The 23,098-nt window shown below is 63.2% G+C and carries 27 protein-coding genes; 14 read left to right on the top strand and 13 right to left on the bottom strand.

Annotated features, from left to right (window positions below; all coding sequences use genetic code 11):
• Nucleotide 1: 1 nt before the first annotated feature.
• The 7 genes from DNK59_RS04570 to DNK59_RS04540 all read right to left on the bottom strand — a co-directional run bounded on the left by DNK59_RS04570 (nucleotide 2) and on the right by DNK59_RS04540 (nucleotide 6,765).
• Entirely contained in the window at nucleotides 2-1,792 is a 1,791-nt protein-coding gene (locus tag DNK59_RS04570) for a DUF1302 domain-containing protein (RefSeq protein WP_110722408.1), read from the bottom strand.
• A gap of 488 nt (nucleotides 1,793-2,280) precedes the next feature.
• Nucleotides 2,281-2,640: a hypothetical protein gene (locus DNK59_RS04565; RefSeq protein WP_060837582.1), complete on the bottom strand. Its 360-nt coding sequence runs from the start codon at nucleotides 2,638-2,640 to the stop codon at nucleotides 2,281-2,283.
• A gap of 152 nt (nucleotides 2,641-2,792) precedes the next feature.
• Nucleotides 2,793-3,704 (bottom strand): SDR family oxidoreductase, encoded by a 912-nt coding sequence (locus DNK59_RS04560; protein WP_092319700.1) that lies wholly within the window; start codon nucleotides 3,702-3,704, stop codon nucleotides 2,793-2,795.
• Nucleotides 3,705-3,871: 167 nt separating this feature from the next.
• Nucleotides 3,872-4,774, bottom strand: coding sequence for an alpha/beta fold hydrolase (locus DNK59_RS04555; protein ID WP_110722407.1), 903 nt, complete (start codon nucleotides 4,772-4,774; stop codon nucleotides 3,872-3,874).
• Nucleotides 4,774-5,556, bottom strand: a complete 783-nt coding sequence (locus tag DNK59_RS04550) for a class II aldolase/adducin family protein (RefSeq protein ID WP_110722406.1) — start codon at nucleotides 5,554-5,556, stop codon at nucleotides 4,774-4,776. Before DNK59_RS04550 ends, DNK59_RS04555 begins: the two co-directional genes overlap by 1 nt.
• A 146-nt stretch (nucleotides 5,557-5,702) precedes the next feature.
• Nucleotides 5,703-6,389: an LrgB family protein gene (locus DNK59_RS04545; protein ID WP_092319694.1), complete on the bottom strand. Its 687-nt coding sequence runs from the start codon at nucleotides 6,387-6,389 to the stop codon at nucleotides 5,703-5,705.
• A complete protein-coding gene (locus tag DNK59_RS04540) occupies nucleotides 6,379-6,765 on the bottom strand; it encodes a CidA/LrgA family protein (RefSeq protein ID WP_110722405.1) in 387 nt (128 codons plus the stop codon). Before DNK59_RS04540 ends, DNK59_RS04545 begins: the two co-directional genes overlap by 11 nt.
• A gap of 97 nt (nucleotides 6,766-6,862) precedes the next feature.
• On the opposite strand from DNK59_RS04540, the gene DNK59_RS04535 reads away from it, so the two are divergent.
• Nucleotides 6,863-7,759, top strand: coding sequence for a LysR family transcriptional regulator (locus DNK59_RS04535; RefSeq protein ID WP_016964759.1), 897 nt, complete (start codon nucleotides 6,863-6,865; stop codon nucleotides 7,757-7,759).
• On the opposite strand, the gene DNK59_RS04530 is transcribed toward DNK59_RS04535, so the two are convergent.
• Entirely contained in the window at nucleotides 7,740-8,195 is a 456-nt protein-coding gene (locus DNK59_RS04530; RefSeq protein WP_110722404.1) for a flavodoxin, read from the bottom strand. The genes DNK59_RS04535 and DNK59_RS04530 overlap by 20 nt on opposite strands.
• A 155-nt stretch (nucleotides 8,196-8,350) precedes the next feature.
• Between DNK59_RS04530 and DNK59_RS04525 the strand changes: the two genes are divergently transcribed.
• Entirely contained in the window at nucleotides 8,351-8,809 is a 459-nt protein-coding gene (locus tag DNK59_RS04525) for a PAS domain-containing protein (protein WP_110722403.1), read from the top strand.
• A 69-nt stretch (nucleotides 8,810-8,878) separates the two neighbouring features.
• Nucleotides 8,879-9,484 (top strand): hypothetical protein, encoded by a 606-nt coding sequence (locus tag DNK59_RS04520; protein WP_092319684.1) that lies wholly within the window; start codon nucleotides 8,879-8,881, stop codon nucleotides 9,482-9,484.
• Nucleotides 9,485-9,502: 18 nt separating this feature from the next.
• Here DNK59_RS04520 and DNK59_RS04515 read toward each other — a convergent pair whose 3' ends face one another.
• Nucleotides 9,503-10,462: a MerR family transcriptional regulator gene (locus DNK59_RS04515; protein ID WP_092319682.1), complete on the bottom strand. Its 960-nt coding sequence runs from the start codon at nucleotides 10,460-10,462 to the stop codon at nucleotides 9,503-9,505.
• Between the two features lie 212 nt (nucleotides 10,463-10,674).
• On the opposite strand from DNK59_RS04515, the gene DNK59_RS04510 reads away from it, so the two are divergent.
• The 6 genes from DNK59_RS04510 to DNK59_RS04485 all read left to right on the top strand — a co-directional run bounded on the left by DNK59_RS04510 (nucleotide 10,675) and on the right by DNK59_RS04485 (nucleotide 13,770).
• The gene (locus tag DNK59_RS04510) at nucleotides 10,675-11,244 is read left to right on the top strand and encodes an antibiotic biosynthesis monooxygenase (RefSeq protein WP_110722402.1); all 570 of its coding nucleotides are present in this window, start codon (nucleotides 10,675-10,677) and stop codon (nucleotides 11,242-11,244) included.
• A 136-nt stretch (nucleotides 11,245-11,380) separates the two neighbouring features.
• Complete coding sequence (gene folM, locus DNK59_RS04505; protein ID WP_110722401.1) at nucleotides 11,381-12,091, top strand: dihydromonapterin reductase; 711 nt, start codon at nucleotides 11,381-11,383, stop codon at nucleotides 12,089-12,091.
• Nucleotides 12,092-12,113: 22 nt separating this feature from the next.
• Nucleotides 12,114-12,674 carry a GTP cyclohydrolase I FolE gene (folE, locus tag DNK59_RS04500; protein WP_092319676.1) on the top strand — a complete coding sequence of 187 codons (561 nt, stop codon included), beginning with the start codon at nucleotides 12,114-12,116 and terminating at the stop codon, nucleotides 12,672-12,674.
• A gap of 2 nt (nucleotides 12,675-12,676) precedes the next feature.
• Complete coding sequence (gene folX / locus DNK59_RS04495; RefSeq protein WP_060837569.1) at nucleotides 12,677-13,048, top strand: dihydroneopterin triphosphate 2'-epimerase; 372 nt, start codon at nucleotides 12,677-12,679, stop codon at nucleotides 13,046-13,048.
• Between the two features lie 94 nt (nucleotides 13,049-13,142).
• On the top strand, nucleotides 13,143-13,439 hold the full coding sequence (locus DNK59_RS04490) for a DUF1244 domain-containing protein (protein WP_060837568.1): 297 nt from the start codon (nucleotides 13,143-13,145) through the stop codon (nucleotides 13,437-13,439).
• Nucleotides 13,432-13,770 carry a HopJ type III effector protein gene (locus tag DNK59_RS04485; protein ID WP_092319674.1) on the top strand — a complete coding sequence of 113 codons (339 nt, stop codon included), beginning with the start codon at nucleotides 13,432-13,434 and terminating at the stop codon, nucleotides 13,768-13,770. The genes DNK59_RS04490 and DNK59_RS04485 overlap by 8 nt, the downstream gene beginning before the upstream one ends.
• Nucleotides 13,771-13,916: 146 nt before the next feature.
• Here the strand turns inward: DNK59_RS04485 and trxB are convergent, their stop codons facing one another.
• Entirely contained in the window at nucleotides 13,917-14,879 is a 963-nt protein-coding gene (trxB, locus tag DNK59_RS04480; RefSeq protein WP_060837566.1) for a thioredoxin-disulfide reductase, read from the bottom strand.
• A gap of 310 nt (nucleotides 14,880-15,189) precedes the next feature.
• On the opposite strand from trxB, the gene cysZ reads away from it, so the two are divergent.
• Both cysZ and DNK59_RS04465 read left to right on the top strand, forming a co-directional pair.
• On the top strand, nucleotides 15,190-15,939 hold the full coding sequence (gene cysZ, locus DNK59_RS04470) for a sulfate transporter CysZ (protein ID WP_110722400.1): 750 nt from the start codon (nucleotides 15,190-15,192) through the stop codon (nucleotides 15,937-15,939).
• 45 nt (nucleotides 15,940-15,984) lie between these two features.
• Nucleotides 15,985-17,265 carry a glycosyltransferase family 1 protein gene (locus DNK59_RS04465; protein WP_110722399.1) on the top strand — a complete coding sequence of 427 codons (1,281 nt, stop codon included), beginning with the start codon at nucleotides 15,985-15,987 and terminating at the stop codon, nucleotides 17,263-17,265.
• Here the strand turns inward: DNK59_RS04465 and DNK59_RS04460 are convergent.
• From DNK59_RS04460 to DNK59_RS04450, 3 genes are all read right to left on the bottom strand, one after another.
• A complete protein-coding gene (locus DNK59_RS04460) occupies nucleotides 17,262-18,365 on the bottom strand; it encodes an NADH:flavin oxidoreductase (RefSeq protein ID WP_092319668.1) in 1,104 nt (367 codons plus the stop codon). The genes DNK59_RS04465 and DNK59_RS04460 overlap by 4 nt on opposite strands.
• A 213-nt stretch (nucleotides 18,366-18,578) precedes the next feature.
• The gene (locus DNK59_RS04455; RefSeq protein ID WP_092319666.1) at nucleotides 18,579-19,061 is read right to left on the bottom strand and encodes a glutathione peroxidase; all 483 of its coding nucleotides are present in this window, start codon (nucleotides 19,059-19,061) and stop codon (nucleotides 18,579-18,581) included.
• Nucleotides 19,062-19,182: 121 nt separating this feature from the next.
• Nucleotides 19,183-19,668 (bottom strand): peptidylprolyl isomerase, encoded by a 486-nt coding sequence (locus DNK59_RS04450; RefSeq protein WP_016964800.1) that lies wholly within the window; start codon nucleotides 19,666-19,668, stop codon nucleotides 19,183-19,185.
• On the opposite strand from DNK59_RS04450, the gene DNK59_RS04445 reads away from it, so the two are divergent.
• From DNK59_RS04445 to DNK59_RS04435, 3 genes are read left to right on the top strand one after another with little or no spacing between them, the layout of a single operon-like run.
• Nucleotides 19,637-19,975, top strand: coding sequence for a DUF3565 domain-containing protein (locus DNK59_RS04445; protein ID WP_092320581.1), 339 nt, complete (start codon nucleotides 19,637-19,639; stop codon nucleotides 19,973-19,975). The genes DNK59_RS04450 and DNK59_RS04445 overlap by 32 nt on opposite strands.
• A 57-nt stretch (nucleotides 19,976-20,032) precedes the next feature.
• Nucleotides 20,033-22,132, top strand: coding sequence for a phosphate acetyltransferase (pta, locus tag DNK59_RS04440; protein ID WP_092319664.1), 2,100 nt, complete (start codon nucleotides 20,033-20,035; stop codon nucleotides 22,130-22,132).
• Complete coding sequence (locus DNK59_RS04435; RefSeq protein ID WP_110722398.1) at nucleotides 22,133-23,038, top strand: acyltransferase; 906 nt, start codon at nucleotides 22,133-22,135, stop codon at nucleotides 23,036-23,038.
• Nucleotides 23,039-23,098: the final 60 nt, after the last annotated feature.

The following is a 23,098-nucleotide window of genomic DNA, read 5'->3' as shown; positions in this document are numbered from 1 at the left end:
TTCAGAAGTTCACGCCAAAGCTCAACGCGAGGAAATCCCGGTCGGTGAGGGTGTTGTAGCGCCCGCCAAAGAAGTCGGTGTAGCTGAGGCTGGCGGTGTAGGTGTTGCGGTAGTCGGCATCGACCCCGACGCTCAGGGCCTTGGCCCCCTGGTTGAACAGGCCATTGGGACCGTAGCCGTTGACGTCATGGGACCAGGACAGGTTGGGCTTGAAGTTGATCCCGCCAATCAGGTTGCTGTAGTCGAGGATCGCCCGGGCCCGATAGCCCCAGGAGGTAGCGGTGACGAAACCGCCGGTATCGCCGCCATAGCCGTATTGGCCGTAGACCGAGTCACGGCCATAGCGCAGCTTGCTCTTGTCCTCCAGGCCGCCGACGTGGACGACCGCCGCTTCGCCCACCAGGGTCAGGCGATCGGCCCCCAGCACCTGATCGAAGAACTGGGTCATGGTGCTCTGGATCTGGGTGATTTCCTTGCGCCGGTAGCCGGTGTTGTCGGCGCCCAGGGCGGTCTTGATCGGCGACGCCGCGCCGCCGGCAATCGGGTTGAGCAGGGCCAGGGTCAGGTCGTTGGTGTTGACCTGCACCGGGGCGTTGGGACGGTAGCTGATCTCGCCGGTCCAGGCGGTGCCGGTGGGCAGCGTGGTGGAGAAGCTGGCGCCATACAGGCGGATGTCTTCGGGGTATTCGAGGTAGTACTGGCCACGGCCGAGCATCACGCTTTGCACCAGGCCGCTGCCGGAGCCGGGAACGATGCCGTTGGCAGCCCCGGCAATCGCGCCCAGGGTCGCCGGACGCACATTGGCCGTGGTGGTACTGACCACCGGGCTGCGAGCGTGGTAGTTCATGAAATACAGGCCGTACTCGGTGTCGTCGCCGAGCCAGCGCAAGGCAGCGCCCCACTGCCCGGAATCACGGGCATCGCGGTCGCCGCCGCGGGGCAGGATCACCCCCTCGCGGGACACCTGGAAGCCCTGGCCAAACGCCGCGGCGACCGGTTGCAGCGGCGCGATCGCCGGGCTGCCGACGGTGTAGCCGGTGGTGCAACCATCGGCCACCACATCGTTGCCGAAGAAGGTGCCGCAGTTGTCCACCACGGTCTGGTCCCACTCCAGCTGATAGAAGCCCTCGACGGTCAGCTGGTTGGTCAGGCCCTGGGAAGCGAACAGCATGTTCACCGGCACCAGGCCTTCCTTGATCTCGGCGCCAGGTCGGCGAAAGGCCGAGACGTCCACCGGGTTGATGCTGTTGATGGAGTTGCCGATGAAGGTGCTCTCGCCCCAGCTGACCACCTGCTTGCCGGCGCGCACGGTGCCCGGCAGGTCGGCGATGGAATAGTTGTGGTAGACGAAGGCGTCGAGAATCTGCGCCCCCGAGGACTTGGCGCCTTCCTTGCGGTTGTGGTCGCTGATGGGCTTGAACTCGCGGTCTTCGTCCTTGAGTTCGAAGTCGTACCAGTACTTGCCGCGCACGAAGACCCCGGTGTCGCCGTACTTGAGCTCCAGGTCGTGCAGGCCCTTGAAGATCTTCGAGAAGGTTTCGCCCTTCTTGAAGTTCAGGCGGCCATTGTCGCCGGTAGAAGACTGCGCGGTGCCGCCGTTGACCGTACCGACGAACGCCCGGTCGGCATCACGCATGCCCCAGCTGGCGCCGACCGATAGCGACGAGTCGAACTGCCCCTCGACTTCCCCGATGTTGAACGAAACCGCTTGCACCTGGCTGCAGCAGCCCAGCGCCACCGCGGCGGCCAACGCCTGCGGTGTGAAGATGGCGCGCATTGTTATTTTTGTCATGCGTCTTCCCCGGTGAATGACAGGAGAAGTCACCCTACTGCCGGGGTACCTCGGCCGATAAGCGCACCAAGGAGGTATTCGCGTTGTCGCTCGAAAGGATGAATGCCCTTGCCTCAGGGGCACTTCAGCGGCCTATCCATGGGCTGGATACGGCCCCATCAGGGGCGTCGATCCAGTTCCCGGGCGACCACTTCGAACTGTTGCTCAGGCTGTAACAGTCCTTGTCCTGAATCGCTATTTTTCCCAGGCGGGCCAGGGCTTATTCTTGCTTCGCAGTCACGGCAAACAGCGCCACGCCACTGCCATGGGAAGTACCCGGCACCCGGGTTCCCCGAATCAGTTTCCAGGCGGCTTGAAGGGTTTGAATTCAGGTCGCGACACCAGGTTCACCGACGTTGATTTTGTAGCTCCTTGATCTAACGTCTTGCTTTGGCCGCTGCGCTTGCAGCGGCCTTTTTTATGCGCGCAAGACAACGGCCAGGCGGAACTTACAACCTGTCGTCATCACCTTCGTCGTAATGAAATTTGTGCAACAGGCGATGCGCCACCGGTGACAGGATCAAGCCCAGCGTGGCGGCGAAAACCAGGTTGGTGTAAAGCCCGTAGGTGGCAAAAAACAGTTTGCCGCCAGGGGTTTGCGGCATGTTGATGGGCCCGATGCCGCCGAGGATCATGGCCGCGTCATACAAGGCGTCGTGAAAGGAAATGTCCTGCTCGAAGTACAGCAGGCCGCTGATACCCAGCAACACCGAAAAGCTGATCAGGGCCAGAACCACCAGGCCGTGAACACATAGCCGGCGGATGAACAGCAGTCGCGACAGTACCGGCTGATCCTTTGATTCATACATCTCAAGCGCTCCTTGTGCGTTCGCCAACCGTCGAGCATAGAGACGAACGCCACAGGAGTAAAACCGCCGCAGCCCAGGCTCCGGCGGATCATTGAATGGCTGCTTTCCAGCCTGGAAAGAGTGCCCGCCGGACCACCCTGCTTCCCGCAGCGTCAGAGGGCGTACTTTTGCAGATTCTGCATCATCTGCTTAAGCGCCTCGATGTTGTCATTGGGATGGGCCGCCCCTTCGAAATCGCAGATCTGCTGCCAGTGCGCCGCCACGTCGTCGGGCGAAAAGCCCTGGCGCGGATCGAAACCGACACCCAGGCTGCGCTCCCAACGCACCTTGCCGATCCAGCCGCCGCCCACTTCGAACAGGCCGGAGGTTTCCTGGCATTGCTCGCTGCCCAGGTACACCACCAACGGGCTCACCAGTTCCGGCTTGAGCTGCTCGAACACTTGCGGCGGGATCAGCCCCTCGGTCATCCGCGTGCCACCGGTGGGGGCAATGGCGTTGACCAGGATATTGTTCTTGCGTCCTTCGATGGCCAGGGTCCGGGTCAGGCCGTACAGGCCGAGCTTGGCCATGCCGTAGTTGGACTGGCCGAAGTTGCCGTAGATGCCCGATGTGGAGCTGGTGAAGATCACCCGCCCGTAGGCCTGGTCCCGCAGGTGCGGCCAGGCGGCACGGGTGACCTTGTAGGCCCCTTCGACATGCACCCGGTACACCAGGTCCCAATCGCTGTCGTCCATCTTGTGGAAGGTCTTGTCCCGCAGGATGCCGGCGTTGTTGACCAGCACATCGACCCGGCCGAACACATCCAGAGCGTTCTGCACGATCTTGTCGCCATCGGTGACCGAGTCGTGGTTGGCCTCGGCGATGCCCCCGGCCTCGCGGATCTGCGCCACCACCTTATCGGCCGCCGAGGCGCTGGCGCCTTCTCCTTGGGCCGAGCCTCCCAGGTCGTTGACCAGCACCTTGGCCCCGTGCCTGGCGAACAGCAATGCATGGGCCCGGCCCAGGCCGCCGCCGGCTCCGGTAATGATCACTACTTTGTCTTGCAAGCGCACCGATTCACTCATACCGAACTCCAGCTGGGCCAATGGACTATGGGTCGAGTGTCAGGCAGCCGGGCGGCGGTCACAATAAAAGCGTCCGGACCTGAATGGTGCGCAATAAGACAGCGGGATAATTGCCCCGAGCGCTCAAGAGCGGGCTGCGCCAAGGGACCACGGCGCAGCCCTGGCGCTCAGGAGCCCACGGCCTGACGCGATGGCGAGGGCAGCCTGTCGCGAAAGCCCAGGTAATGCTTGAGCACCGGCAGCGGCGCCTCGATCTGCGGGTAATGGCCGATGCCTGGCAGCAGCACGGTGTCCGGCTCGGGGATCAGCTGGCAATAGCGCTCCACCATGTGCGCGCCGGAAATCGGGTCCTGGGCACCGTCGATCACCCGCAGCGGCACCTCGCCGCGTTGCATGGCACTGACCCAACGCTCGCGCTGCAGCCGCCGCTCGGGGATGTAGGCGATCAACTTGTGCAGGATGCGCGGCCCGTTGTTGCTGTGCACCAGGCTCCAGAAGTCGTCCAGGACCGACTCGCTGGGCCGGGTCTGGGGGCCGAAGATCTGCCGGAAGCTGTTCGCCAGGCCATGACGGCTGAAGGCCCGCCCAAGCATCCAGCCCAGTGGGCTGAGCAGGAGCTTCTGGGTCAGCACCGGGCGATGGGTTTCCGGAAACAGGCCGCCATTGAGAAATACGCAGCTGGCAATGGCGATCCGCTGTTCATAGTGCCGGGCCAGCAGTTCCTGGGCGACGCTGTCGCCATAGTCATGGGCCAGCAGGTGCACCGCCTGGCGAACCTGCAAATGAGCCAGCAGCGCCTGCTGCAAGTCCGCCTGCTCCAGCAGGCTGTACTCATGCTCCAGGGGCTTGTCCGAGTCGCCGAAGCCGAGCATGTCGCAGGCGATCACCTGATAACGCCGCGCCAGGGGCTGCCACAGGTAATGCCAGTCCCAGCTGGCCGTGGGAAAACCATGGATCAACAGCAGCGGCTCGCCATGCCCCGCCACCCAGTAGCGAATGCGCCGGCCGCGGAACTCGAAGTCCTTGCCGCGCTTGCGCCAGACAGACAGAGGAATCTCGGCAATAGGCATCAGAGGTTATAACCCGGGTCGAGTTGATCGAGTTTGCGCAGCAGGGCCGGCCAGGCCAGCACCCCGCCCATGCCCTGTGCACTGCGGGTGACCCCGGCGATCATCGCCTTGGCACCGCTCAGGATCGCTGGGGAAATGGCCATCAGCTCGGCGCCGCCACTTTGCGCCAGCACCTGGATCTCACAGGCACGCTGGAAGATGAACATCATCAGAAAGGTGTCGGCGATGCTGGCGCCGCAGGTCAGCAAGCCATGGTTGTGCAGCAGCAGAAAGTTGTTGTCTCCCAGATCGGCCTGCAGCCGGACCTTTTCCTCGGGGTTCAGGGCCACCCCTTCATAGGGGTGATGGCCCAGGCTCGACAGGACAAACAGCGACTGCTGACTGATCGGCAGCACGCCCTGCTTCTGCGCCGACACGGCGACCCCGGCAGCGGTATGGGTATGCAGCACACAGAGCGCATCGTGGCGCACCGCATGCACGGCACTGTGAATGGTGTAGCCGGCCGGGTTGATCTCGTAGGGGCTGTCCATCAACTTGTTGCCGGCCTGATCGACCTTCACCAGGCTGGAGGCGGTGATCTCGTGGAACATCATGCCGAACGGGTTGATCAGAAAGTCTTCGGTGCCCGGCACCTTGGCGGAGATGTGGGTGAAGATCAGGTCGTCCCAGCCATGCATCGCCACCAGGCGATAACAGGCGGCCAGGTCCAGGCGGGTTTGCCACTCGATAGCGCTGACCTGGTTTTTCACACTCGCTGTCGATTGAACGGGGGCTGGGCTCACGGCAAGGACCTCGGTGACAGTTCTTATTGGAGGAAGAGGACCCTCAGAGTCTAGACAGCCCGGAGCGCTGGCGGAGTTGCATTGCCAGCCAGCTTGATGACCGAGCGGGTCAGCCGGAAAAAAGGCTCTGGCCCGCGGTTTTCACGTCAAAGCACCGACGCCAGCAAAGGGGCGGCGAACAGGTTCAACAGCCCGGTCAGCACCATCACCAGCCCGGCCACGGAGCCCTCCTCGCCGCCGACTTCATGGGCCCGGCTGACCCCGGCTCCGTGGGCCCCCACCCCAAACAAGGCGCCCCGGGCCAGGGCACTGCGCAAGGGCAGCCAGCGCAGCAGCACACCGCCAAGCATGGCGCCGAACACCCCGGTGAACATCACGAACACCGCCGTCAGTTCGGGCACGCCGCCCAGGTCATGGGCCAGGGGCATGGCGAACGGCGTGGTAATGGAACGGGGCACCAGGGACAGCGTCACCGAGCTGTCCAGGGCCAGCATCCTCGCCAGACCGAAGGAACTGCCGATGGACGCGGCGCTGCCCGCCAGCATGCCCAGCAGCAGGGCCGACCAGTGGCGCATCAGCAGTTGCCGCTGCTGCCAGATGGGAATCGCAAAGGCCACGGTCACCGGCCCCAGCACCAGCATCAGCCAATGGGTGTTGGCGGCGTATTCGGCGTAGGCGGTGTGCAGCGGCACGGCGATCGCCAGCAACAGGGCCGGCACCAGGATCAGCGGCGACAGCAGGTAGCGCCCGGTGCGCCGATAGATCCAGCGGCTGAACAGATAGGCCCCCAGGGTCAGGGCCAGCCAGAACATCGGCATCAGCTCAAGCCTCATGGCGCATTCTCCAGCGGCACACCCACTCCACGGTCAGTGCGGTCACCAGCATCACCAGCAAGGTGCTGACGCCGATCACCAGCAGGATCCGCCAACCGTCCTCACGCAGCAGGCTGCCGTAATCCAGCAGGCTCATCAGCGCCGGAATGAAAAACAGCAACATCTCCGCCATCAGCAGGCCGGCCCCCAGTTGCAGCGCCGCCGGCTTGACCCAGCCCAGGGCGAAGGCCAGCAGCAACAGGCCAAGGCCGATGACCCCGCCGGGAATCGGCCAGGGCAGCCAGGTGGCCAGTTGGCAACCGAGAAAATAGATGGCCAGCAGCACTGCCAGTTCACCAATCAGGCGGCTCAGGCGTTTACAGGTGGAAATGTTCATGGGGTCAGGTCCTCTCAGGGGGCTATTTTATGAAAAGCCCCCGCATCACCGAAGCGAATTGTTAGACTCGAAACCATTCCAATCTGGAATTACCACCATGGATTTCAAACAACTGCGCAGCTTCGTCGAAGTGATGCGCCAGGGCGGTTTCACCCAGGCGGCCAAGACCCTGCACATCAGCCAGTCCGCCGTCAGCAAGCAGATCGCTCAGCTGGAACAGAGCCTGGGCACGCCCCTGCTGGAGCGCCAGGGCTCGCACATTCATCTGACTGCCGCCGGCAGCGTGGTCCTGCAACGGGCCGAGGGCATGCTGCGCCTGCGCCAGGAACTGCTCAGCGAACTGGACGACCTGAGTCAACTGGCCCGAGGCGAACTGCGCCTGGGCTTGCCGTTGCTGGGCAGCGACGCACTGTTCGCCAGCCGCTTTGCCGAATACCGCCGGCGCTATCCGAACATCCAGGTGTCACTGCTCGAAGGCGGCAGCCTGAATGTCGAGCAGGCGGTGCGCAATGGCGAACTGGAACTGGGCGGCAGCCTGACCCCCAAGGACCCGGCGTTCGCCTATCAGCCTTTTTGCGATGAGCCTCTGGATGCCTTGCTGCCCGCCGATCATCCCCTGGCGATGAACGCCCAGGTGCGCCTGGAGGAACTGGCGGATACCCCCTTCCTCCTCTATCAGCGCAGCTTTGTGCTCAACGACCGCTTGCTCCAGGCCTGCCAGCAGGTGGGCTTCACCCCCAAGGAGGGCGGGCGCAGTGGTCAGGCGGATTTTCTCGCGGCGCTGGTGGCCGCGGGACAAGGCGTGGTGTTGCTGCCCAGCGTGGTGGCCCGCGGCCTGGTGCGGCCGGGGGTGGTGCGCCTGACACTCAAGGCGCCGGACTACCTGCGTTGGGATATCGCCTTCATCTGGCGTCAGGGCGCTTATCTGTCCAAGGCAGCGCAAGCCTGGCTCGCGCTGCTGCGGGAACAGCCGGTCAGCCCCGCAGGGCGCTGATCAGCTCGGCCAGCCAGGGCTCGGCGTCGGTTTCCGGGGTCACGCTCTCGCTGGCGTCCAGGCGCAGCATCGGCAGCACTTCGCGCACGCCCAGTTCGGCGAACAGTTCGCGCATCTGCTCACCGCCACCGCAAAAGGTATCGCCATAGCTGGAATCGCCGAGGCCGATCACCGCCCCCGGCAGCCCGCGCCAGGCGGCGGGCAACTGATCGCGAAGGCTCGAATACAGCGGTAGCAGGTTGTCCGGCAGTTCACCCATGCCGGTGGTCGAGGTCACCGCCAGCAACGCCTGCGGCGCGAAGGCCTGGAGCTCGGCCAGACTGGCCCGAGGGTTGTGCCAGGCCTCCAGGCCTGCAGCGTTGAGGAGCTTGGCGGCGTGCCTGGCGACTTCTTCAGCCGTGCCATAGACCGAGCCGGAAAGGATGGCGACTTTCATCAATCTGTTCCTGAAGCTGACTAAAAGACTGGGATATTACCAGCTACGGAGTAAAATCCCTTTCCTGGCATGCCGCGCCTCTGGAGAGCCCCAGTGGACAGCGTGCCAGCATGTCTTAGAATCCAGCACCTACTGATCGATAGCGGAACTTCGGGATGATCAACGCGCATCTGTTGCAACGGATGATCGACGCCTCCAACGACGGGATTGTGGTCGCGGAACAGGAAGGCGAAGACAACATCGTGATTTACGTGAACCCGGCTTTCGAGCGATTGACGGGCTATAGCGCCGACGAGGTGCTGTACCAGGATTGCCGTTTCCTGCAATCGGGTGACCGTGACCAGCCGGGGCTGGAGCGGATTCGCCAGGCCCTGGGCAAGGGCCAGCCGTGCCGCGAGGTGCTGCGCAACTACCGCAAGGACGGCAGCCACTTCTGGAACGAGCTGTCGATCACCCCGGTGTTCAACGACAGCGATCAGCTGACCTATTTCATCGGTGTGCAAAAGGATGTCAGCGCACAGATCAAGGCTCAGCAGCGTCTGCTCCAGTTGGAACAACAGCTGGACGCCGTCCAGGCCGAACTGGCCGCGCTCAAGGCGACCGACGGGCACTAATAAAATCCATCTTTCGTGGTCTGTAGGGATATTCCCCGCCGATCTGTACTCCACCCTTCGAGCAACATCATGCAGCGTGACGCCCTCCTCACTCAGGATGAACTGGATTTCATCCGGACCATGCAGCACAACCCGCAGCTCAATGTGCGCGACAGCACATCCAGCCTGATGGTCAATGGCGGCTCGCAGATCCGTGACTTGCTGACTCGCCTGGCCGCCAATGAAAAGCTCACCATCCAGGCGCACTTCGACAACCAGCAGATGACCTTTCCCCTGCAATTGGTGGAAGACGAGTTCCATGCCCTGCATCTGCGCCTGGGGGTGCCGAGCATCTTCGAAGACGGGCCCATGGTCCGGCCCTGGCGCCTGGCGCTGGAAGAGCCGGTGGCCCTGGAAAACGCCAAGGGCCAGCCGGGGCGCCTGTGGGTACGGGAAGTGTCGTTCAAGGGCGTGTTGCTGGAGATCCGCAACCGGACCCGGCCGCCCAAGCAGTTCGCCCAGTGGTTCAGCCCCTCGGGGTATGAGCGGATTGCCCTGCATGGGCGCTTCGAGCGCCAGACCGAAGCCGGTTTCTACGCCTATCGCCTGGATCAGCGTGATGTGGAAGAAACCGAGCGCCTGCGCCAGTTCATCCTCCAGGAGCACCGCCACAGCCATCCGGCCCTGCACGCTTGAGGGCGGCCAACGGCGGCTTCAGGTATCCAGGCGGCCGCTGAGGAACTGCCGCAGGCGCTTCTGCATCAGGCGCCCCTCATTACCCAGACAGGCCACCGGCGAACCGCTGAGACTGTCCTGCGCCAGGTCCGCCGCATCTCCGGCCAGCATCAGCGGGCAATCCAGGGTCAGTGCCAGGCGCTGGAGACGCTTGGGCAGTTCCGCCGTGGGCGCATGATTGGAAAACACCACCAGGGCCACGGGCTGAAGCTTCTCGCAGACCAGGGTCAGTTCCTCCAGGGGCGCCCCCGGTCCCAGCAGGCGCACACCGAGCTGGTCATGCCCGAGCATCAGCGCCGCGACCAACAGTTCCAGCTCGCGACATTGTTCGTTGAGCGCCGTCAGCAACAATTGCCGGCTCTGCCCGGCCCGCTGCAACAACAGACGCTGAGTGATCCGCGCACGCAGGAAACCGTCCAGAAACAGCCACTCGCTGGTCTGGCCAAAACCGTCCCGCACCTGCAGCAACTGCTTCCAGAACGGCAGGAAGATGTCCTGGAAAACCACCGGCAGGGCGTAACTGGAAAAGATCTGCCCGTACAGGCGCTCCAGCAGCTCTTCATCGAAGGCGCTCACCGCCAGCTTCAACTGATCGCGCCACTGGCCGTACTCGCCTTGCAGGGCATCGTCCAGCGGCGCCTTGCCCTGCGCCTGGACAGCGCGGTTCTTGGCCAGGATCTTGCCGACCTTGCTCACCGCCACGCCGCGCTCGATCCAGCCCAGAATCTCCCGCACCGCCTCAACATCGTGCATGGAATACAGGCGATGCCCGCTTTCGGTGCGCGTAGGTTGAATCAGACCGTAGCGTCGTTCCCAGGCCCGCAGGGTCACCGGGTTGATGCCGGTCAGGCGCGCCACCTCACGAATCGGAAACAACTCGTCCTGAGCGACAGGGTCAGGGGCTGGCGTGACAGGGGCAAGTTCAGTCATGACGGGCATCTGGAGGAGAACACACCGGTAAACAAAGTGGCGCTCATTCTACTCTTCCCCAGCGCAAATGCTTCAAGCCTGGGAAAAACCGACCAGCGTCGTTGGTCCCGCACAGCCAATCAGGAATAATCCTTGCTTGTTTCAGGCGCGGCCCACTACCCCGGTGCCACGTCAAGCGCCTGCCTTATCCAGGCAGCGCATTGGTTTTACGGAGATACATAATGTCTACCTCACCCGTCACCCTGATGGTTGCCCGGCGCGTTGCCGACGGCCGTTACCAGGACCTGATCGCCTGGCTGCGCGAAGGCGAACAACTGGCCACCGACTTTCCCGGCTACCTGGGTTCCGGTGTCCTTGCACCACCGCCCGACGATGACGAATTCCAGATCATCTTCCGCTTTGCCGACGAGCACACCCTGCACACCTGGGAGCACTCCGCCTCGCGTACCGCCTGGCTGGCCCGAGGCAGCGACCTGTTCGCCCACCCTTCGGAGCACCGGGTCAGAGGCATCGACGGCTGGTTCGGCGGCGCCGGACAGCGGCCGCCACGCTGGAAGCAGGCCGTGGCCATCTGGCTGGCATTCTTCCCGGTATCGCTGCTGTTCAACTTCGTCCTCGGCCCCTTGCTCGGTGATCTGAGCCTGCTGCCCCGGGTGTTTGTCAGCACCCTGGCGCTGACCCCGCTGATGGTCTATTTCTTCATTCCGCTGTCCACCCGCCTGCTGGCCAACTGGCTCAACAGCACACCGGCGCGCGCATTGCCGAGCGCCGCCTCGACGCAGAATCCGTGATTCGCCGGCAAGCCGGCTCCTGCAGCGCCACGCGCAACATTCGCGCCGACCGCAGGAGCTGGCCAGCCCATTGCCTGCGGGCACAGGTCCGCCCCTCGCTGGTATAGTTTCCCCCTACCCGCGACGCGAGCCCTCCATGAACGCCTCCCCCGCCCCGATCCTGATCACTGGTGCCAGCCAGCGTGTCGGCCTGCATTGCGCACTGCGCCTGCTGGAAGACGGACAGCCGGTGATCGTCACTTACCGCAGCCTGCGCCCCGGCCTTGAAATCCTGCGTGAGAAAGGCGCGACCCTGCTGTTCGCCGACCTGTCCAGCGAAGCCGGAATCCTGGCCTTGATCAGCGAGCTGAAAAACCACACCGACCGCCTGCGCGCCATCGTCCACAACGCCTCGGAGTGGCTGGAAGAAAGCCCGGGCGAGGAAAGCACCGCCTTTACCCGGATGTTCAGCGTGCACATGCTCGCGCCCTACCTGATCAACCTGCACTGCGCAGAGTTGCTGCAGCGCTCAAGCCCGGCGGACATCATCCACATCAGCGACGACGTGACCCGCAAAGGCAGCAGCAAGCACATTGCCTACTGCGCCAGCAAAGCCGGGCTGGACAGCCTGACCCTGTCCTTCGCGGCGAAGTACGCCCCGACCATCAAGGTCAACGGCATCGCTCCGGCCCTGCTATTGTTCAATCCCGACGACGACGCGGCGTACCGCGCCAAGACCCTGGCCAAATCCGCGCTGGGCATCGAACCCGGCAGCGAAGTGATCTACCAGAGCCTGCGCTACCTGCTGGACAACCCCTATGTCACCGGCACTACCCTGACCGTCAACGGCGGGCGACACATCAAGTAAGCCGGCCCCATGAGGACCATGCATGAGCCTTTCCCTGCCCCAGCACTACCGCGAGATCCTCAAGGATCTGGGCGAAGACCCCGAGCGCGAAGGTTTGCTCGACACTCCCAAGCGCGCAGCCAAAGCCATGCAGTACCTATGTCACGGCTACAGCCAGTCGCTGGAGGGCATCGTCAATGGCGCGCTGTTCGCCTCCGACAGCGATGAAATGGTGATAGTCGCCGACATCGAACTGTATTCCCTGTGCGAACATCACCTGCTGCCCTTCATCGGCAAGGCCCATGTGGCTTATATTCCCACCGGCAAGGTGCTGGGGCTGTCGAAGATCGCCCGCATCGTCGACATGTTCGCCAGGCGCCTGCAGATCCAGGAAAATCTCACCCGGGAAATCGCCGACGCCGTGCAGAACGTGACCCAGGCCGCCGGCGTCGCGGTGGTGATCGAGGCCAAGCACATGTGCATGATGATGCGCGGCGTCGAGAAACAGAATTCCACCCTGCACACCTCGGTGATGCTCGGCGCCTTTCGCGACTCGAGCACCACTCGCCAGGAATTCCTGCAATTGATTGGACGGAGCAAGTAGCAATGCCACAACTTCAGCCAGGAATGGCTCGTATCCGAGTCAAGGACCTGCTCCTGCGGACCTACATCGGAATCAACGAGGAAGAGATCCTCAACAAGCAGGATGTGCTGATCAACCTGACCATCCTGTACCCCGCCCAGGAGGCGGTGCGTGACAACGACATCGACCACGCACTGAACTACCGCACCATCACCAAGGCGATCATCGCTCACGTCGAAGGCAACCGCTTCGCCCTGCTGGAGCGCCTGACCCAGGAACTGCTGGACCTGGTGATGAGCAACGACTCGGTGCACTACGCCGAGGTCGAGGTCGACAAGCCCCACGCCCTGCGCTTTGCCGAATCGGTATCCATCACGTTAGCGGCAAGTCGCTAGCGCCAAGCGGCACGTCAAAGCGTTTCGGCTTTCACTTGCCGCTGGCAGCTTGTAGCTTGCAACTGTTCCCATTTTTCTATGTGCAGTGAGTCTTATGTCCCCTCAACAACGCCTGGAACTGGAAGCCGCGGCCTTTCGCCGCCTGGTGGCCCATCTGGACAACCGCAAGGACGTGCAGAACATCGACCTGATGAACCTGGCCGGGTTCTGCCGCAACTGCCTGTCCAAGTGGTACAAGGCCGAAGCCGATGAACGCCAGATCGAGGTCAGCCTCGATGAGGCCCGTGAAGTGGTGTACGGCATGCCCTACGCCGAATGGAAAAATCTCTACCAGAAAGAAGCCAGCGCCGAACAACAAGCGGCGTTCGCCAAAGGAAAGCCCCATGACTGATCTGAACACCCTGCGCGCCAGCCTCAACAGCGGTGAACACGTCTTTGCCGACACCCTGGCCTTTATCGCCGCCGGCTACCACTACCAGCCCCAGGCGTTCAGCAACGGCGGCGTGGAAAACGCTGCCGGGCAGAACGAAGGTTCATGCAAGACCCTGGGCCTGGCCCTACTGGAAGGCCTGAGCGACAAAGAGGCCCTGTTGGCCTTCGGCGAACACTACCGCTCGGTACTGGCCACTCCCGAGGGCACTGATCACGGCAATATCCGCGCCCTGATCGCCCACGGCCTGGCCGGGGTGAAGTTCGCCGCCCAGCCGCTGACCCGGCGCTGATCCGTACTCCGTAGGAGCTGGCTCGCCAGCGAAGGCGTCAGCGCAGGCAGCGCAGGGCTCGGAGGACTCTTCGCCGGCAAGCCGGCTCCTACAGTGCGACACCCATAAAAAAACCGGCTTGCGCCGGTTTTTTTATTGCCTGGGAATCAGTGTGCCGCGTTCTGCAGACCGTCCAGGTAACGCTCGGTGTCCAGTGCCGCCATGCAGCCGGCGCCGGCCGAGGTGATGGCCTGACGGTACACGTGGTCGGCCACGTCGCCGGCGGCAAAGATGCCTTCGACGCTGGTCGCGGTAGCGTTGCCGTCACGGCCGCCCTGCACCACCAGGTAACCGTCCTTGAGGGTCAGTTGGCCTTCGAACAGCGAGGTGTTCGGGGTGTGGCCGATAGCAATGAACACGCCGTCGACTTTCAGTTCGTCGAAGCTGCCGTCGTTGTTCTTCAGGCGAGCACCGGTCACGCCCATGTTGTCGCCCAGGACTTCGTCGAGGTTGGCATTGAGCTTGAGGATGATCTTGCCTTCGGCCACACGGGCGTTGAGCTTGTCGATCAGGATCTTCTCGGCACGGAAGGTTTCGCGACGGTGGATCAGGGTCACGGTGCTGGCGATGTTGGCCAGGTACAGGGCCTCTTCAACGGCAGTGTTGCCACCACCGACCACGGCCACCGGCTTGTTGCGATAGAAGAAACCATCGCAAGTGGCGCAGGCGGAAACGCCCTTGCCCATGAAGGCTTCTTCCGAAGGCAGGCCCAGGTAACGGGCGCTGGCGCCGGTGGCGATGATCAGGGCATCGCAGGTGTAGGTCGCGCTGTCGCCGGTCAGGGTGTAAGGCTTGGCGGCGAAGTCCACGGCATTGATGTGATCGAAGACGATTTCGGTTTCGAAACGCTCGGCGTGCTCGCGCATCCGCTCCATCAGCGCAGGGCCGGTCAGGCCGTGCACGTCGCCAGGCCAGTTGTCGACTTCAGTGGTGGTGGTCAGCTGGCCGCCGGCCTGCATGCCGGTGATCAGCAGCGGCTTCAGGTTGGCCCGGGCGGCATAGACGGCGGCGCTGTAACCGGCAGGGCCGGAACCGAGAATAATCACACGCGAATGACGTACTTCAGACATGACTCACTCCTATCGACCGGCCCGGGTGACCTGGCACGGAACGCCGGATTGCCGGCTGGAATAAAAAAGGACGGCGATACCTTGGGGAAGGCTTTGACTCGTCCGTCCAAAAAATAATGGGTGAAGCGTATAGAGGGGGCGAAGATTAAGGAAATACGGTTTAACAATCCAGCTCATAGGCGGTCTCTATCCTCAGCGGACTCATTTGAAAGGGTCTTTGTTACCGTTGATGTCGAGCTGATCTCACCGCTTTCACCCCCTGGGCAAAGCCGGTAAGGTCGGCGCGTTTTCCACCTGCTCGGAGCGTTCTATGCCCGCCCCCGTACTGTCCGGACCGCAATACCTGCGCGAAGGCCTGAAGCTGGTCCTCAGCCCTGGCCTGCGCCTGTTCGTGCTCCTGCCCCTGGCGATCAACCTGATACTGTTCGTCGGATTGATCTATTTTGCCGGCCACCAGTTCAGCCTGTGGATCGACAGCCTGATGCCGACCCTGCCGGACTGGCTGAGCTTTCTCAGTTACATCCTCTGGCCGCTGTTCTTGGTGCTGGTGGCGCTGATGGTGTTTTTCACCTTCACCATGCTGGCCAACATCATCGCCGCGCCCTTCAACGGCTTTCTATCGGAAAAAGTCGAAACCGTGGTCCGCGGCACCGATGATTTTCCGGCCTTCAGCTGGGGCGAGCTGATGGCCATGATCCCCCGCACCCTGTCCCGGGAAATGCGCAAGCTCGGCTATTTCCTGCCCCGGGCCATCGGCCTGTTCATCCTCTCGCTGATCCCGGTGGTCAACCTGGTGGCCGCGCCGCTGTGGCTGCTGTTCGGCATCTGGATGATGGCCATCCAGTACATCGACTACCCGGCGGACAACCACAAGATGAGCTGGCAGGACATGCTCGCCTGGCTGCGGGAAAAGCGCTGGCAGAGCCTGGGCTTTGGCGGCATCGTCTACCTGGCGCTGATGATCCCCTTCGTCAACATCCTGATGATGCCGGCCGCCGTGGCTGGAGCGACGCTGTTCTGGGTGCGTGAACGCGGGGTGGAGAAGCTGCCGGGCCAATAGGCCCCCGGCGTCATAAATCCATCATCCGCACGTCACAATGGCGACATGGCCTCATCCGACACTGAGGCCATGACGACTGCTCTGCATATCACCCTCATCACTGAAACCTTCCCACCGGAAATCAATGGCGTGGCCAATACCCTTGGCCGCCTGTGCGATGGCCTGCGCGCCCGTGGACATCAGGTGGAGCTGGTGCGCCCACGCCAGGGCTGCGATCAGAGTCGGCCCAGCGATGAGGCGCTGCTGCTATGCCGCGGCTGGCCGCTGCCGGGCTATCCGGGGCTGCAATGGGGTCAGTCGTCGATGCACAAACTGCTGCGGCGCTGGAAACGCCAGCGCCCGGACGTGCTCTACATCGCCACTGAAGGGCCGCTGGGATTATCCGCTCTGCGGGCCGCCAAACGCCTGGGGATCTCCGTGGTCAGCGGCTTTCACACCAACTTCCAGCAGTATTCCAGCCAGTACGGCCTGGGTTTGCTGACCCGTCTGCTGACCCACTACCTGCGCTGGTTCCACAACCGTTCGAAGCTGACCCTGGTGCCCAGTGCCAGCCAGCGCCTGGAGCTGGAACGCCGCCACTTCGAACGCCTGGCCCTGCTGTCCCGGGGCGTCGACAGCCAGTTGTTCCATCCGGCCAAGCGGCTCAATGAGCTGCGCAGCCATTGGGGCCTGGGCAACGACGACCTGGCGGTGATCCATGTCGGGCGCCTGGCGCCGGAGAAGAATCTCGGGCTGCTCAAGCGTTGCTTCGAACAGCTCAAGGCCAGTTATCCACAGCGTCGGATGAAGTTGATCGTGGTAGGGGACGGCCCACAACGTGCCGCCCTGGAAAAAAGCCTGCCCGAGGCTCTGTTCTGCGGTAGCCAGCGCGGCGAGGCGCTGGCGGCCCACTACGCCTCGGGGGATGTGTTCCTGTTTCCCAGCCTGACCGAAACCTTCGGCAACGTAGTACTGGAAGCCCTGGCGTCAGGCTTGGCGGTGGTGGCTTACGATCAGGCTGCTGCAGCCCAGCACATCCGCCATGGCTACAACGGCGTGCTGGCCATGCCCGGGGATGAGGGGGCGTTCTGCGAGGCTGCCGGCTGGCTGCTGGAGGAAGCGGAAACCCTGCGCCGGGTACGTCTCAACGCCCGGCAACACGCCAGCCGCCAAGGGTGGCCCGCCGTGATCGAACAGTTTGAAGATCAGTTGCGCAATGCCTGCCAGCCGGTTCCGGCCGAAGACTACGAGGCAATGATCGAAGCGGCGCTGCAAACGCCAGGTGCGGTCAAGACACTCCAGACGGTGAGGAGGCTGCCCCCCTCGCCGCCCGGAGCCGGGCGTTAGACCAGGGTCATCAGGGCTTCACGGCTGAACGGCAGAATGTCCTGCTCACGGCCCTCGCGGACTTTCTGCGCCCAATCCGGATCCACCAGCAGGGCCCGGCCCACGGCCACCAGATCGAACTCGTCGTTGTTCAGGCGCTGCAACAGGTTTTCCAGACTGGCCGGCTGCGCCACCTTGTCGGTGTTGACCATGAACTGCAGGAACTCGCCATCCAGGCCAACGCTGCCCACGGTGATGGTCGGCTTGCCAGTGAGCTTGCGGGTCCAGCCGGCCAGGTTCAGATCCGATCCTTCGAACTCCGGCTCCCAGAAGCGCCGGGTCGAGCAGTGGAAGATATCCACACCGGCATCCGCCAGCGGCTTGAGGAAGGCACCCAGGGCTTGCGGGGTCTGTACCAGGCGAGCGCTGTAGTCCTGCTGCTTCCATTGGGAGAAGCGCAGGATGATCGGGAACTCCGGACCGACAGCGGCACGCACGGCCTGGATCAGTTCGATGGCGAAACGCGAACGCTGGGCCAGGTCGCCACCGTATTCGTCACTGCGCTGGTTGCTGCCTTCCCAGAAGAACTGGTCCACCAGATAGCCGTGGGCGCCATGAATTTCCACGCCGTCCATGCCGATGCTCTGGGCATCCTTGGCGGCCTGGGCGAAGGCGGCGATCACCTCCCGGATGTCCTCGTGGGTCATGCCATGCACCACCACCTGGCCATCCTTGAGCTTCTCACTGGGGCCGTAGCCGGGCACGCTGGCATCCGGTTCGGTGCCCAGGCGCCGCACATTGCCCACATGCCACAGCTGCGGGACGATCTTGCCGCCCTCGGCATGCACCGCGTCCACCACCTTCTTCCAGCCGGCCAGGGCCGCTTCGCCATAGAACTGCGGCACGTTGGGGTAACCGTTGGCGGCCTTGTGGCCGACCGTGGTGCCTTCGGTGATGATCAGGCCCACGCCGGCGGCGGCACGGCGCCGGTAATACTCGATGACCTTGGAGTTGGGCACCCCACCCGGGGAAAACGAGCGGGTCATGGGCGCCATCACCACACGGGTCGGCAGCTCCAGCGCGCCGAGTTGAAAGGGTTTGAACAAGGCTTGAACAGGCATGCTGCACTCCGACAAAAAGGCTTGAGTCGATATTCGACGCACAAGACCGCGCCGGATATCTGCCCCGGCGCACTTATGATGGGGATAATATTCGTCCCCCAAAGCCCTGCACAGCATTATTGATTTAAGTGATTTAGATGCAAAAACGCCGCATGAGAGCGGCGCGGGGCAGGCAGGAACAATGGGCCGGGCGGGTGGACCCGGCTGGCCGCTTCAGCTCAAGGCCTTCTCGATAGCCTGGACCACAGTGGGATCATCCGGCGCGGTGCGTGGCGAGAAGCGCGCCAGAACCCGGCCATCCTTGCCCAGGAGGAATTTTTCGAAGTTCCAGGTGATGTCCCCCGGAAACTCGGCCCCCTCGCCTGCCAGCAGGCGGTACAGCTGATGACGCTCGGGGCCATTGACCTCAAGCTTGGCGCTCAAGGGAAAGGTCACCCCGTAGTTGAGGCTGCAAAACTCCTGGATCTGCTGCTCGGTTCCCGGCTCCTGCCCGGCGAACTGATTGCAGGGCAGGCCCAGTACGCTGAACCCCTGGCCCTTGTATTGCTGGTAGAGATTTTCCAACGCCGCATATTGTGGTGTCAGACCACATTTGGAGGCGACGTTGACCACCAGCACGACTTGCCCCTTGAAGGGCGCGAGCGGTAGCTCCTGACCATCCAGGGCTTTCAATTTAAGGTCGTGAAAAGCACTCATGACGAACTCCAAATTCCTGTGTTCCTACAGAAGACAGCCTCTCGACAGTACAGCCAAAAGCCGCGGACTAAAAAGGCGCCCTCGGGCGCCTCTCCAGTAAGCTTGAGCTTAGCGCAGAAAATCAGTGGTGATGGCCACCTTCGCCATGGACGTGGCCATGGGCGATTTCTTCCTGGCTGGCGTCACGGATGGCAACGATCTTGACCTGGAAGTTCAGGCGCTGGCCGGCCAGCGGGTGGTTGCCGTCGACGGTCACGTCGTCGCCGTCCAGATCACGGATGGTCACGATCTGCATCTGGCCGTCCGGAGCGGAAGCGTGGAACTGCATGCCCACTTCCAGCTCGTCGACGCCTTCGAACATGCTGCGGCTCAGGGTGCTGACCAGTTCGGCAGCGTATTCGCCGTAGGCATCTTCAGGTTCTACGGAAACGTTCAGCTCGTCACCGACTTGCTTGCCTTCCAGGGCCTTTTCCAGACCAGGAATGATGTTACCTGCGCCTTGCAGGTAAACCAGCGGGGCGCCGCCGGCAGAGCTGTCGATGACCTCACCAGCGTCGTTGGTGAGGGTATAGTCGATGGAGACAGCCTTATTGGCGGCGATCAGCATGGGGTGGGACCTTTTGCATAAGAATGAAGAGGGTCGAAGTTTAGCGAAGCAATCGCTCGAAAGCGAACGGAACCCGGACCAACGGAACGGGAAAACCCCGTCGACAATTCGTGGATTTCATCAGGATGAAGACGGCCACTGGGTGGCGGAGCTGTCCTGTGGCCATACCCAGCACCTGCGCCACCAGCCGCCCTGGCAATCCCGGGCCTGGGTCCTGGACCCACAGCAGCGGACAGAAAAAATAGGCCAGCCCTTTGCCTGCGGCTGGTGTGCTCAAGCCCCGGGAAGCGATAACCTTAGCGCCTGACGATTCGGCAGACGGCCTTAGACCGTCGCCCTTGCCATGCACCTTCCGAGAATTCGCATGCAAACTTTTTTCATCGCGCCCACCGATTTTGGTGTGGGTCTGACCTCCATCAGCCTCGGGCTGGTGCGTACCCTGGAACGGGCCGGCCTCAAGGTCGGCTTTTTCAAACCCATTGCCCAGCCTCATCCGGGCGATACCGGCCCCGAACGCTCCACCGAACTGGTGGCCCGTACCCACGGTCTGAAGCCGCCGCAACCCCTGGGCCTGGCCCATGTCGAGCGGATGCTCGGCGACGGTCAACTGGATGAACTGCTGGAGGAAATCATCACCCTCTACCAGCAAGCCGCCATCGGCAAGGACGTGCTGATCGTCGAGGGCATGGTGCCGACCCGCAGCGCCAGCTATGCCGCCCGGGTCAACCTGCACCTGGCGAAAAGCCTGGATGCCGAGGTGATCCTGGTGTCCGCCCCGGAAAACGAAGTACTCACCGAACTGTCCGGCCGGGTCGAACTGCAGGCACAGCTGTTCGGCGGCCCACGGGACCCGAAAGTGCTGGGGGTGATCCTCAACAAGGTGCGCACCGATGAAAGCATGGAGGCCTTCTCCGCACGCTTGAAGGAGCATTCGCCATTGCTGCGCAGCGGTGACTTCCGCCTGCTGGGCTGCATTCCCTTCCAGCCGGAACTCAACGCCCCACGCACCCGCGACGTAGCGGAACTGATGGGCGCCCAGGTGCTCAACGCCGGCGACTACGAAAGCCGGCGCATGACCAAGATCATCATTTGCGCGCGCACCATGCGCAACACCGTGGAGCTGCTCAAGCCCGGCGTGCTGGTGGTGACCCCGGGGGATCGCGACGACATCATCCTCGCCGTGAGCCTGGCGGCCATCAACGGCGTGCCCCTGGCCGGCCTGCTGCTGACCAGCGACACCCTGCCCGACCCGCGGATCATGGAGCTGTGCCGTGGCGCCCTGAACGCCGGCCTGCCAGTGCTGTCGGTCAGCACCGGCTCCTACGACACGGCAAACCAGCTCAATGGCCTGAACAAGGAAATCCCCATCGATGACCGCGAGCGCGCGGAAATCATCACCGACTTCGTCGCCAGCCACCTGGACGCCAACTGGCTGCACCAGCGCTGCGGCACCCCGCGGGAAATGCGCCTGTCGCCAGCGGTGTTCCGCTACCAGTTGATCCAGCGCGCCCAGCAGGCCGACAAGCGCATCGTCCTGCCCGAAGGCAGCGAGCCCCTGACCGTGCAGGCCGCCGCCATCTGCCAGGCTCGCGGCATTGCCCGCTGCGTGCTGCTGGCCAAGCCGGAGGAAGTGCATGCCGTGGCCCGGGCCCAGGGCATCGACTTGCCCGAAGGCCTGGAGATTCTCGACCCGGACCTGATCCGCGAGCGCTACGTGGAGCCCATGGTGGCCCTGCGCAAGAGCAAGAGCCTGAACGCGCCCATGGCCGAGCAGCAACTGGAAGACCCGGTGGTGATCGGCACCGTGATGCTGGCCCTGGATGAAGTCGATGGCCTGGTTTCCGGGGTCATCCACTCCACCGCCAACACCATCCGCCCGGCCCTGCAACTGATCAAGACAGCCCCGGGCTGTAGCCTGGTGTCTTCGGTGTTCTTCATGCTGTTCCCCGAGCAGGTGCTGGTCTATGGCGACTGCGTGATGAATCCGCACCCCAGCGCCAGCGAGCTGGCGGAAATCGCCTTGCAGAGCGCCGACTCGGCGGCGGCCTTCGGCATCACCCCACGGGTGGCAATGATCAGCTACTCCAGCGGCGACTCGGCCAGCGGCGAAGAAGTGGAGAAAGTCCGCGAGGCGACCCTGCTGGCCCACGAAGCCCAGCGCTCACTGCTGATCGACGGCCCGCTGCAATACGACGCCGCGGCCAACGAAAACGTCGCCCGACAACTGGCGCCCAACAGCCAGGTGGCGGGCAAGGCCACGGTGTTCGTGTTCCCCGACCTGAACACCGGCAACACCACCCACAAAGCGGTGCAGCGCAGTGCCGATTGCGTCAGCCTGGGCCCGATGCTGCAAGGCCTGCGCAAGCCCGTGAACGACCTGCCCCGGGGCGCCCAGGTGGATGACATCGTCTACACCATCGCCCTGACCGCGATTCAAGCCGCCAACCGACCCATGGATGTCTAAATGCTGGAATTTCTACCTGCCGTCGTGCGCGGGATCATCGCCTCGATCCTGCTGGCGCTGAACACCATCCTGCTGTGCTCGTTCCTGTTCTGCGTGGCGATCTGCAAGGCCCTGCCCTTCGCCCTCACCCAGCGCTTGACGCACTGGCTGATGAACCACACCCACGAAGCCTGGATCAGCAACAACAAGGCCTGGATGCAACTGGTGTGCCGCACCCGCTGGCATGTGCAGGACCTGCAAGGCCTGGATTACCAGCACTCCTACCTGGTCACCAGCAACCACCAGAGCTGGGTCGACATCATGGTCCTGCAGTACGTGTTCAACCGGCGCATCCGCCCGCTGAAGTTCTTCCTCAAGCAGGAATTGATCTGGGTGCCGGTGATTGGCCTGGCCTGGTGGGCCCTGGGTTTTCCGTTCATGAAGCGCTACTCCAAGGCCTACCTGGAGAAGCATCCGGAGAAGAAAGGCAAGGATCTGGAAACCACCCGCAAGACCTGCGCGAAGTTTCGCAACAACCCGGTGGGCATCTTCAACTTCGTCGAAGGCACGCGCTTTACCGAGGCCAAGCACGCCCAGCAGCAATCACCGTTCCGCTACCTGCTCAAGCCCAAGGCTGGCGGCATCGCCTTCGTCCTCGACGCCATGGGCGAGCAGTTGCACTCGATCATCGATGTGACCCTGCACTATCCCGCTGGCCGTCCCGGTTTCTGGGACCTGCTGTGCGGCCGAGTCAAGGACGTGGTGGTGCACTTTGAGGAGGTGCGGATTCCGCCGCAGTTCATTGGCCGTAACTACGAGCAGGACACGGCCTATCGTCAGGAATTCCAGGGCTGGATCAACCAGCAGTGGCAGGCCAAGGATGCGCTGCTGGAAAAGCTGCATCGCGAGTATCCAGCGCGGCCTTGAGGGCCTGACATTGTAAAAGGCAAAAGAAAGCCCGCAGCCGATCACTCGACTGCGGGCTTT

Source organism: Pseudomonas sp. TKO26, from assembly GCF_003225665.1.
Lineage (GTDB): Bacteria > Pseudomonadota > Gammaproteobacteria > Pseudomonadales > Pseudomonadaceae > Aquipseudomonas > Aquipseudomonas saponiphila.
The sequence above is the reverse complement of the archived record's forward strand: the minus strand, read 5'-3'. Positions and strand labels throughout refer to the sequence as shown.

What these genes read in the sequence shown, in the direction of transcription:
- DNK59_RS04570 (WP_110722408.1), bottom strand. Translation starts at nt 1,792, where the DNA reads ATGACAAAAATAACAATGCGCGCCATCTTCACACCGCAGGCGTTGGCC.
- DNK59_RS04565 (WP_060837582.1), bottom strand. Translation starts at nt 2,640, where the DNA reads ATGTATGAATCAAAGGATCAGCCGGTACTGTCGCGACTGCTGTTCATC.
- DNK59_RS04560 (WP_092319700.1), bottom strand. Translation starts at nt 3,704, where the DNA reads ATGAGTGAATCGGTGCGCTTGCAAGACAAAGTAGTGATCATTACCGGA.
- DNK59_RS04555 (WP_110722407.1), bottom strand. Translation starts at nt 4,774, where the DNA reads ATGCCTATTGCCGAGATTCCTCTGTCTGTCTGGCGCAAGCGCGGCAAG.
- DNK59_RS04545 (WP_092319694.1), bottom strand. Translation starts at nt 6,389, where the DNA reads ATGAGGCTTGAGCTGATGCCGATGTTCTGGCTGGCCCTGACCCTGGGG.
- DNK59_RS04540 (WP_110722405.1), bottom strand. Translation starts at nt 6,765, where the DNA reads ATGAACATTTCCACCTGTAAACGCCTGAGCCGCCTGATTGGTGAACTG.
- DNK59_RS04535 (WP_016964759.1), top strand. Translation starts at nt 6,863, where the DNA reads ATGGATTTCAAACAACTGCGCAGCTTCGTCGAAGTGATGCGCCAGGGC.
- DNK59_RS04530 (WP_110722404.1), bottom strand. Translation starts at nt 8,195, where the DNA reads ATGAAAGTCGCCATCCTTTCCGGCTCGGTCTATGGCACGGCTGAAGAA.
- DNK59_RS04525 (WP_110722403.1), top strand. Translation starts at nt 8,351, where the DNA reads ATGATCAACGCGCATCTGTTGCAACGGATGATCGACGCCTCCAACGAC.
- DNK59_RS04520 (WP_092319684.1), top strand. Translation starts at nt 8,879, where the DNA reads ATGCAGCGTGACGCCCTCCTCACTCAGGATGAACTGGATTTCATCCGG.
- DNK59_RS04515 (WP_092319682.1), bottom strand. Translation starts at nt 10,462, where the DNA reads ATGCCCGTCATGACTGAACTTGCCCCTGTCACGCCAGCCCCTGACCCT.
- DNK59_RS04510 (WP_110722402.1), top strand. Translation starts at nt 10,675, where the DNA reads ATGTCTACCTCACCCGTCACCCTGATGGTTGCCCGGCGCGTTGCCGAC.
- folM (WP_110722401.1), top strand. Translation starts at nt 11,381, where the DNA reads ATGAACGCCTCCCCCGCCCCGATCCTGATCACTGGTGCCAGCCAGCGT.
- folE (WP_092319676.1), top strand. Translation starts at nt 12,114, where the DNA reads ATGAGCCTTTCCCTGCCCCAGCACTACCGCGAGATCCTCAAGGATCTG.
- folX (WP_060837569.1), top strand. Translation starts at nt 12,677, where the DNA reads ATGCCACAACTTCAGCCAGGAATGGCTCGTATCCGAGTCAAGGACCTG.
- DNK59_RS04490 (WP_060837568.1), top strand. Translation starts at nt 13,143, where the DNA reads ATGTCCCCTCAACAACGCCTGGAACTGGAAGCCGCGGCCTTTCGCCGC.
- DNK59_RS04485 (WP_092319674.1), top strand. Translation starts at nt 13,432, where the DNA reads ATGACTGATCTGAACACCCTGCGCGCCAGCCTCAACAGCGGTGAACAC.
- trxB (WP_060837566.1), bottom strand. Translation starts at nt 14,879, where the DNA reads ATGTCTGAAGTACGTCATTCGCGTGTGATTATTCTCGGTTCCGGCCCT.
- cysZ (WP_110722400.1), top strand. Translation starts at nt 15,190, where the DNA reads ATGCCCGCCCCCGTACTGTCCGGACCGCAATACCTGCGCGAAGGCCTG.
- DNK59_RS04465 (WP_110722399.1), top strand. Translation starts at nt 15,985, where the DNA reads ATGGCCTCATCCGACACTGAGGCCATGACGACTGCTCTGCATATCACC.
- DNK59_RS04460 (WP_092319668.1), bottom strand. Translation starts at nt 18,365, where the DNA reads ATGCCTGTTCAAGCCTTGTTCAAACCCTTTCAACTCGGCGCGCTGGAG.
- DNK59_RS04455 (WP_092319666.1), bottom strand. Translation starts at nt 19,061, where the DNA reads ATGAGTGCTTTTCACGACCTTAAATTGAAAGCCCTGGATGGTCAGGAG.
- DNK59_RS04445 (WP_092320581.1), top strand. Translation starts at nt 19,637, where the DNA reads ATGGAGACAGCCTTATTGGCGGCGATCAGCATGGGGTGGGACCTTTTG.
- DNK59_RS04450 (WP_016964800.1), bottom strand. Translation starts at nt 19,668, where the DNA reads ATGCTGATCGCCGCCAATAAGGCTGTCTCCATCGACTATACCCTCACC.
- pta (WP_092319664.1), top strand. Translation starts at nt 20,033, where the DNA reads ATGCAAACTTTTTTCATCGCGCCCACCGATTTTGGTGTGGGTCTGACC.
- DNK59_RS04435 (WP_110722398.1), top strand. Translation starts at nt 22,133, where the DNA reads ATGCTGGAATTTCTACCTGCCGTCGTGCGCGGGATCATCGCCTCGATC.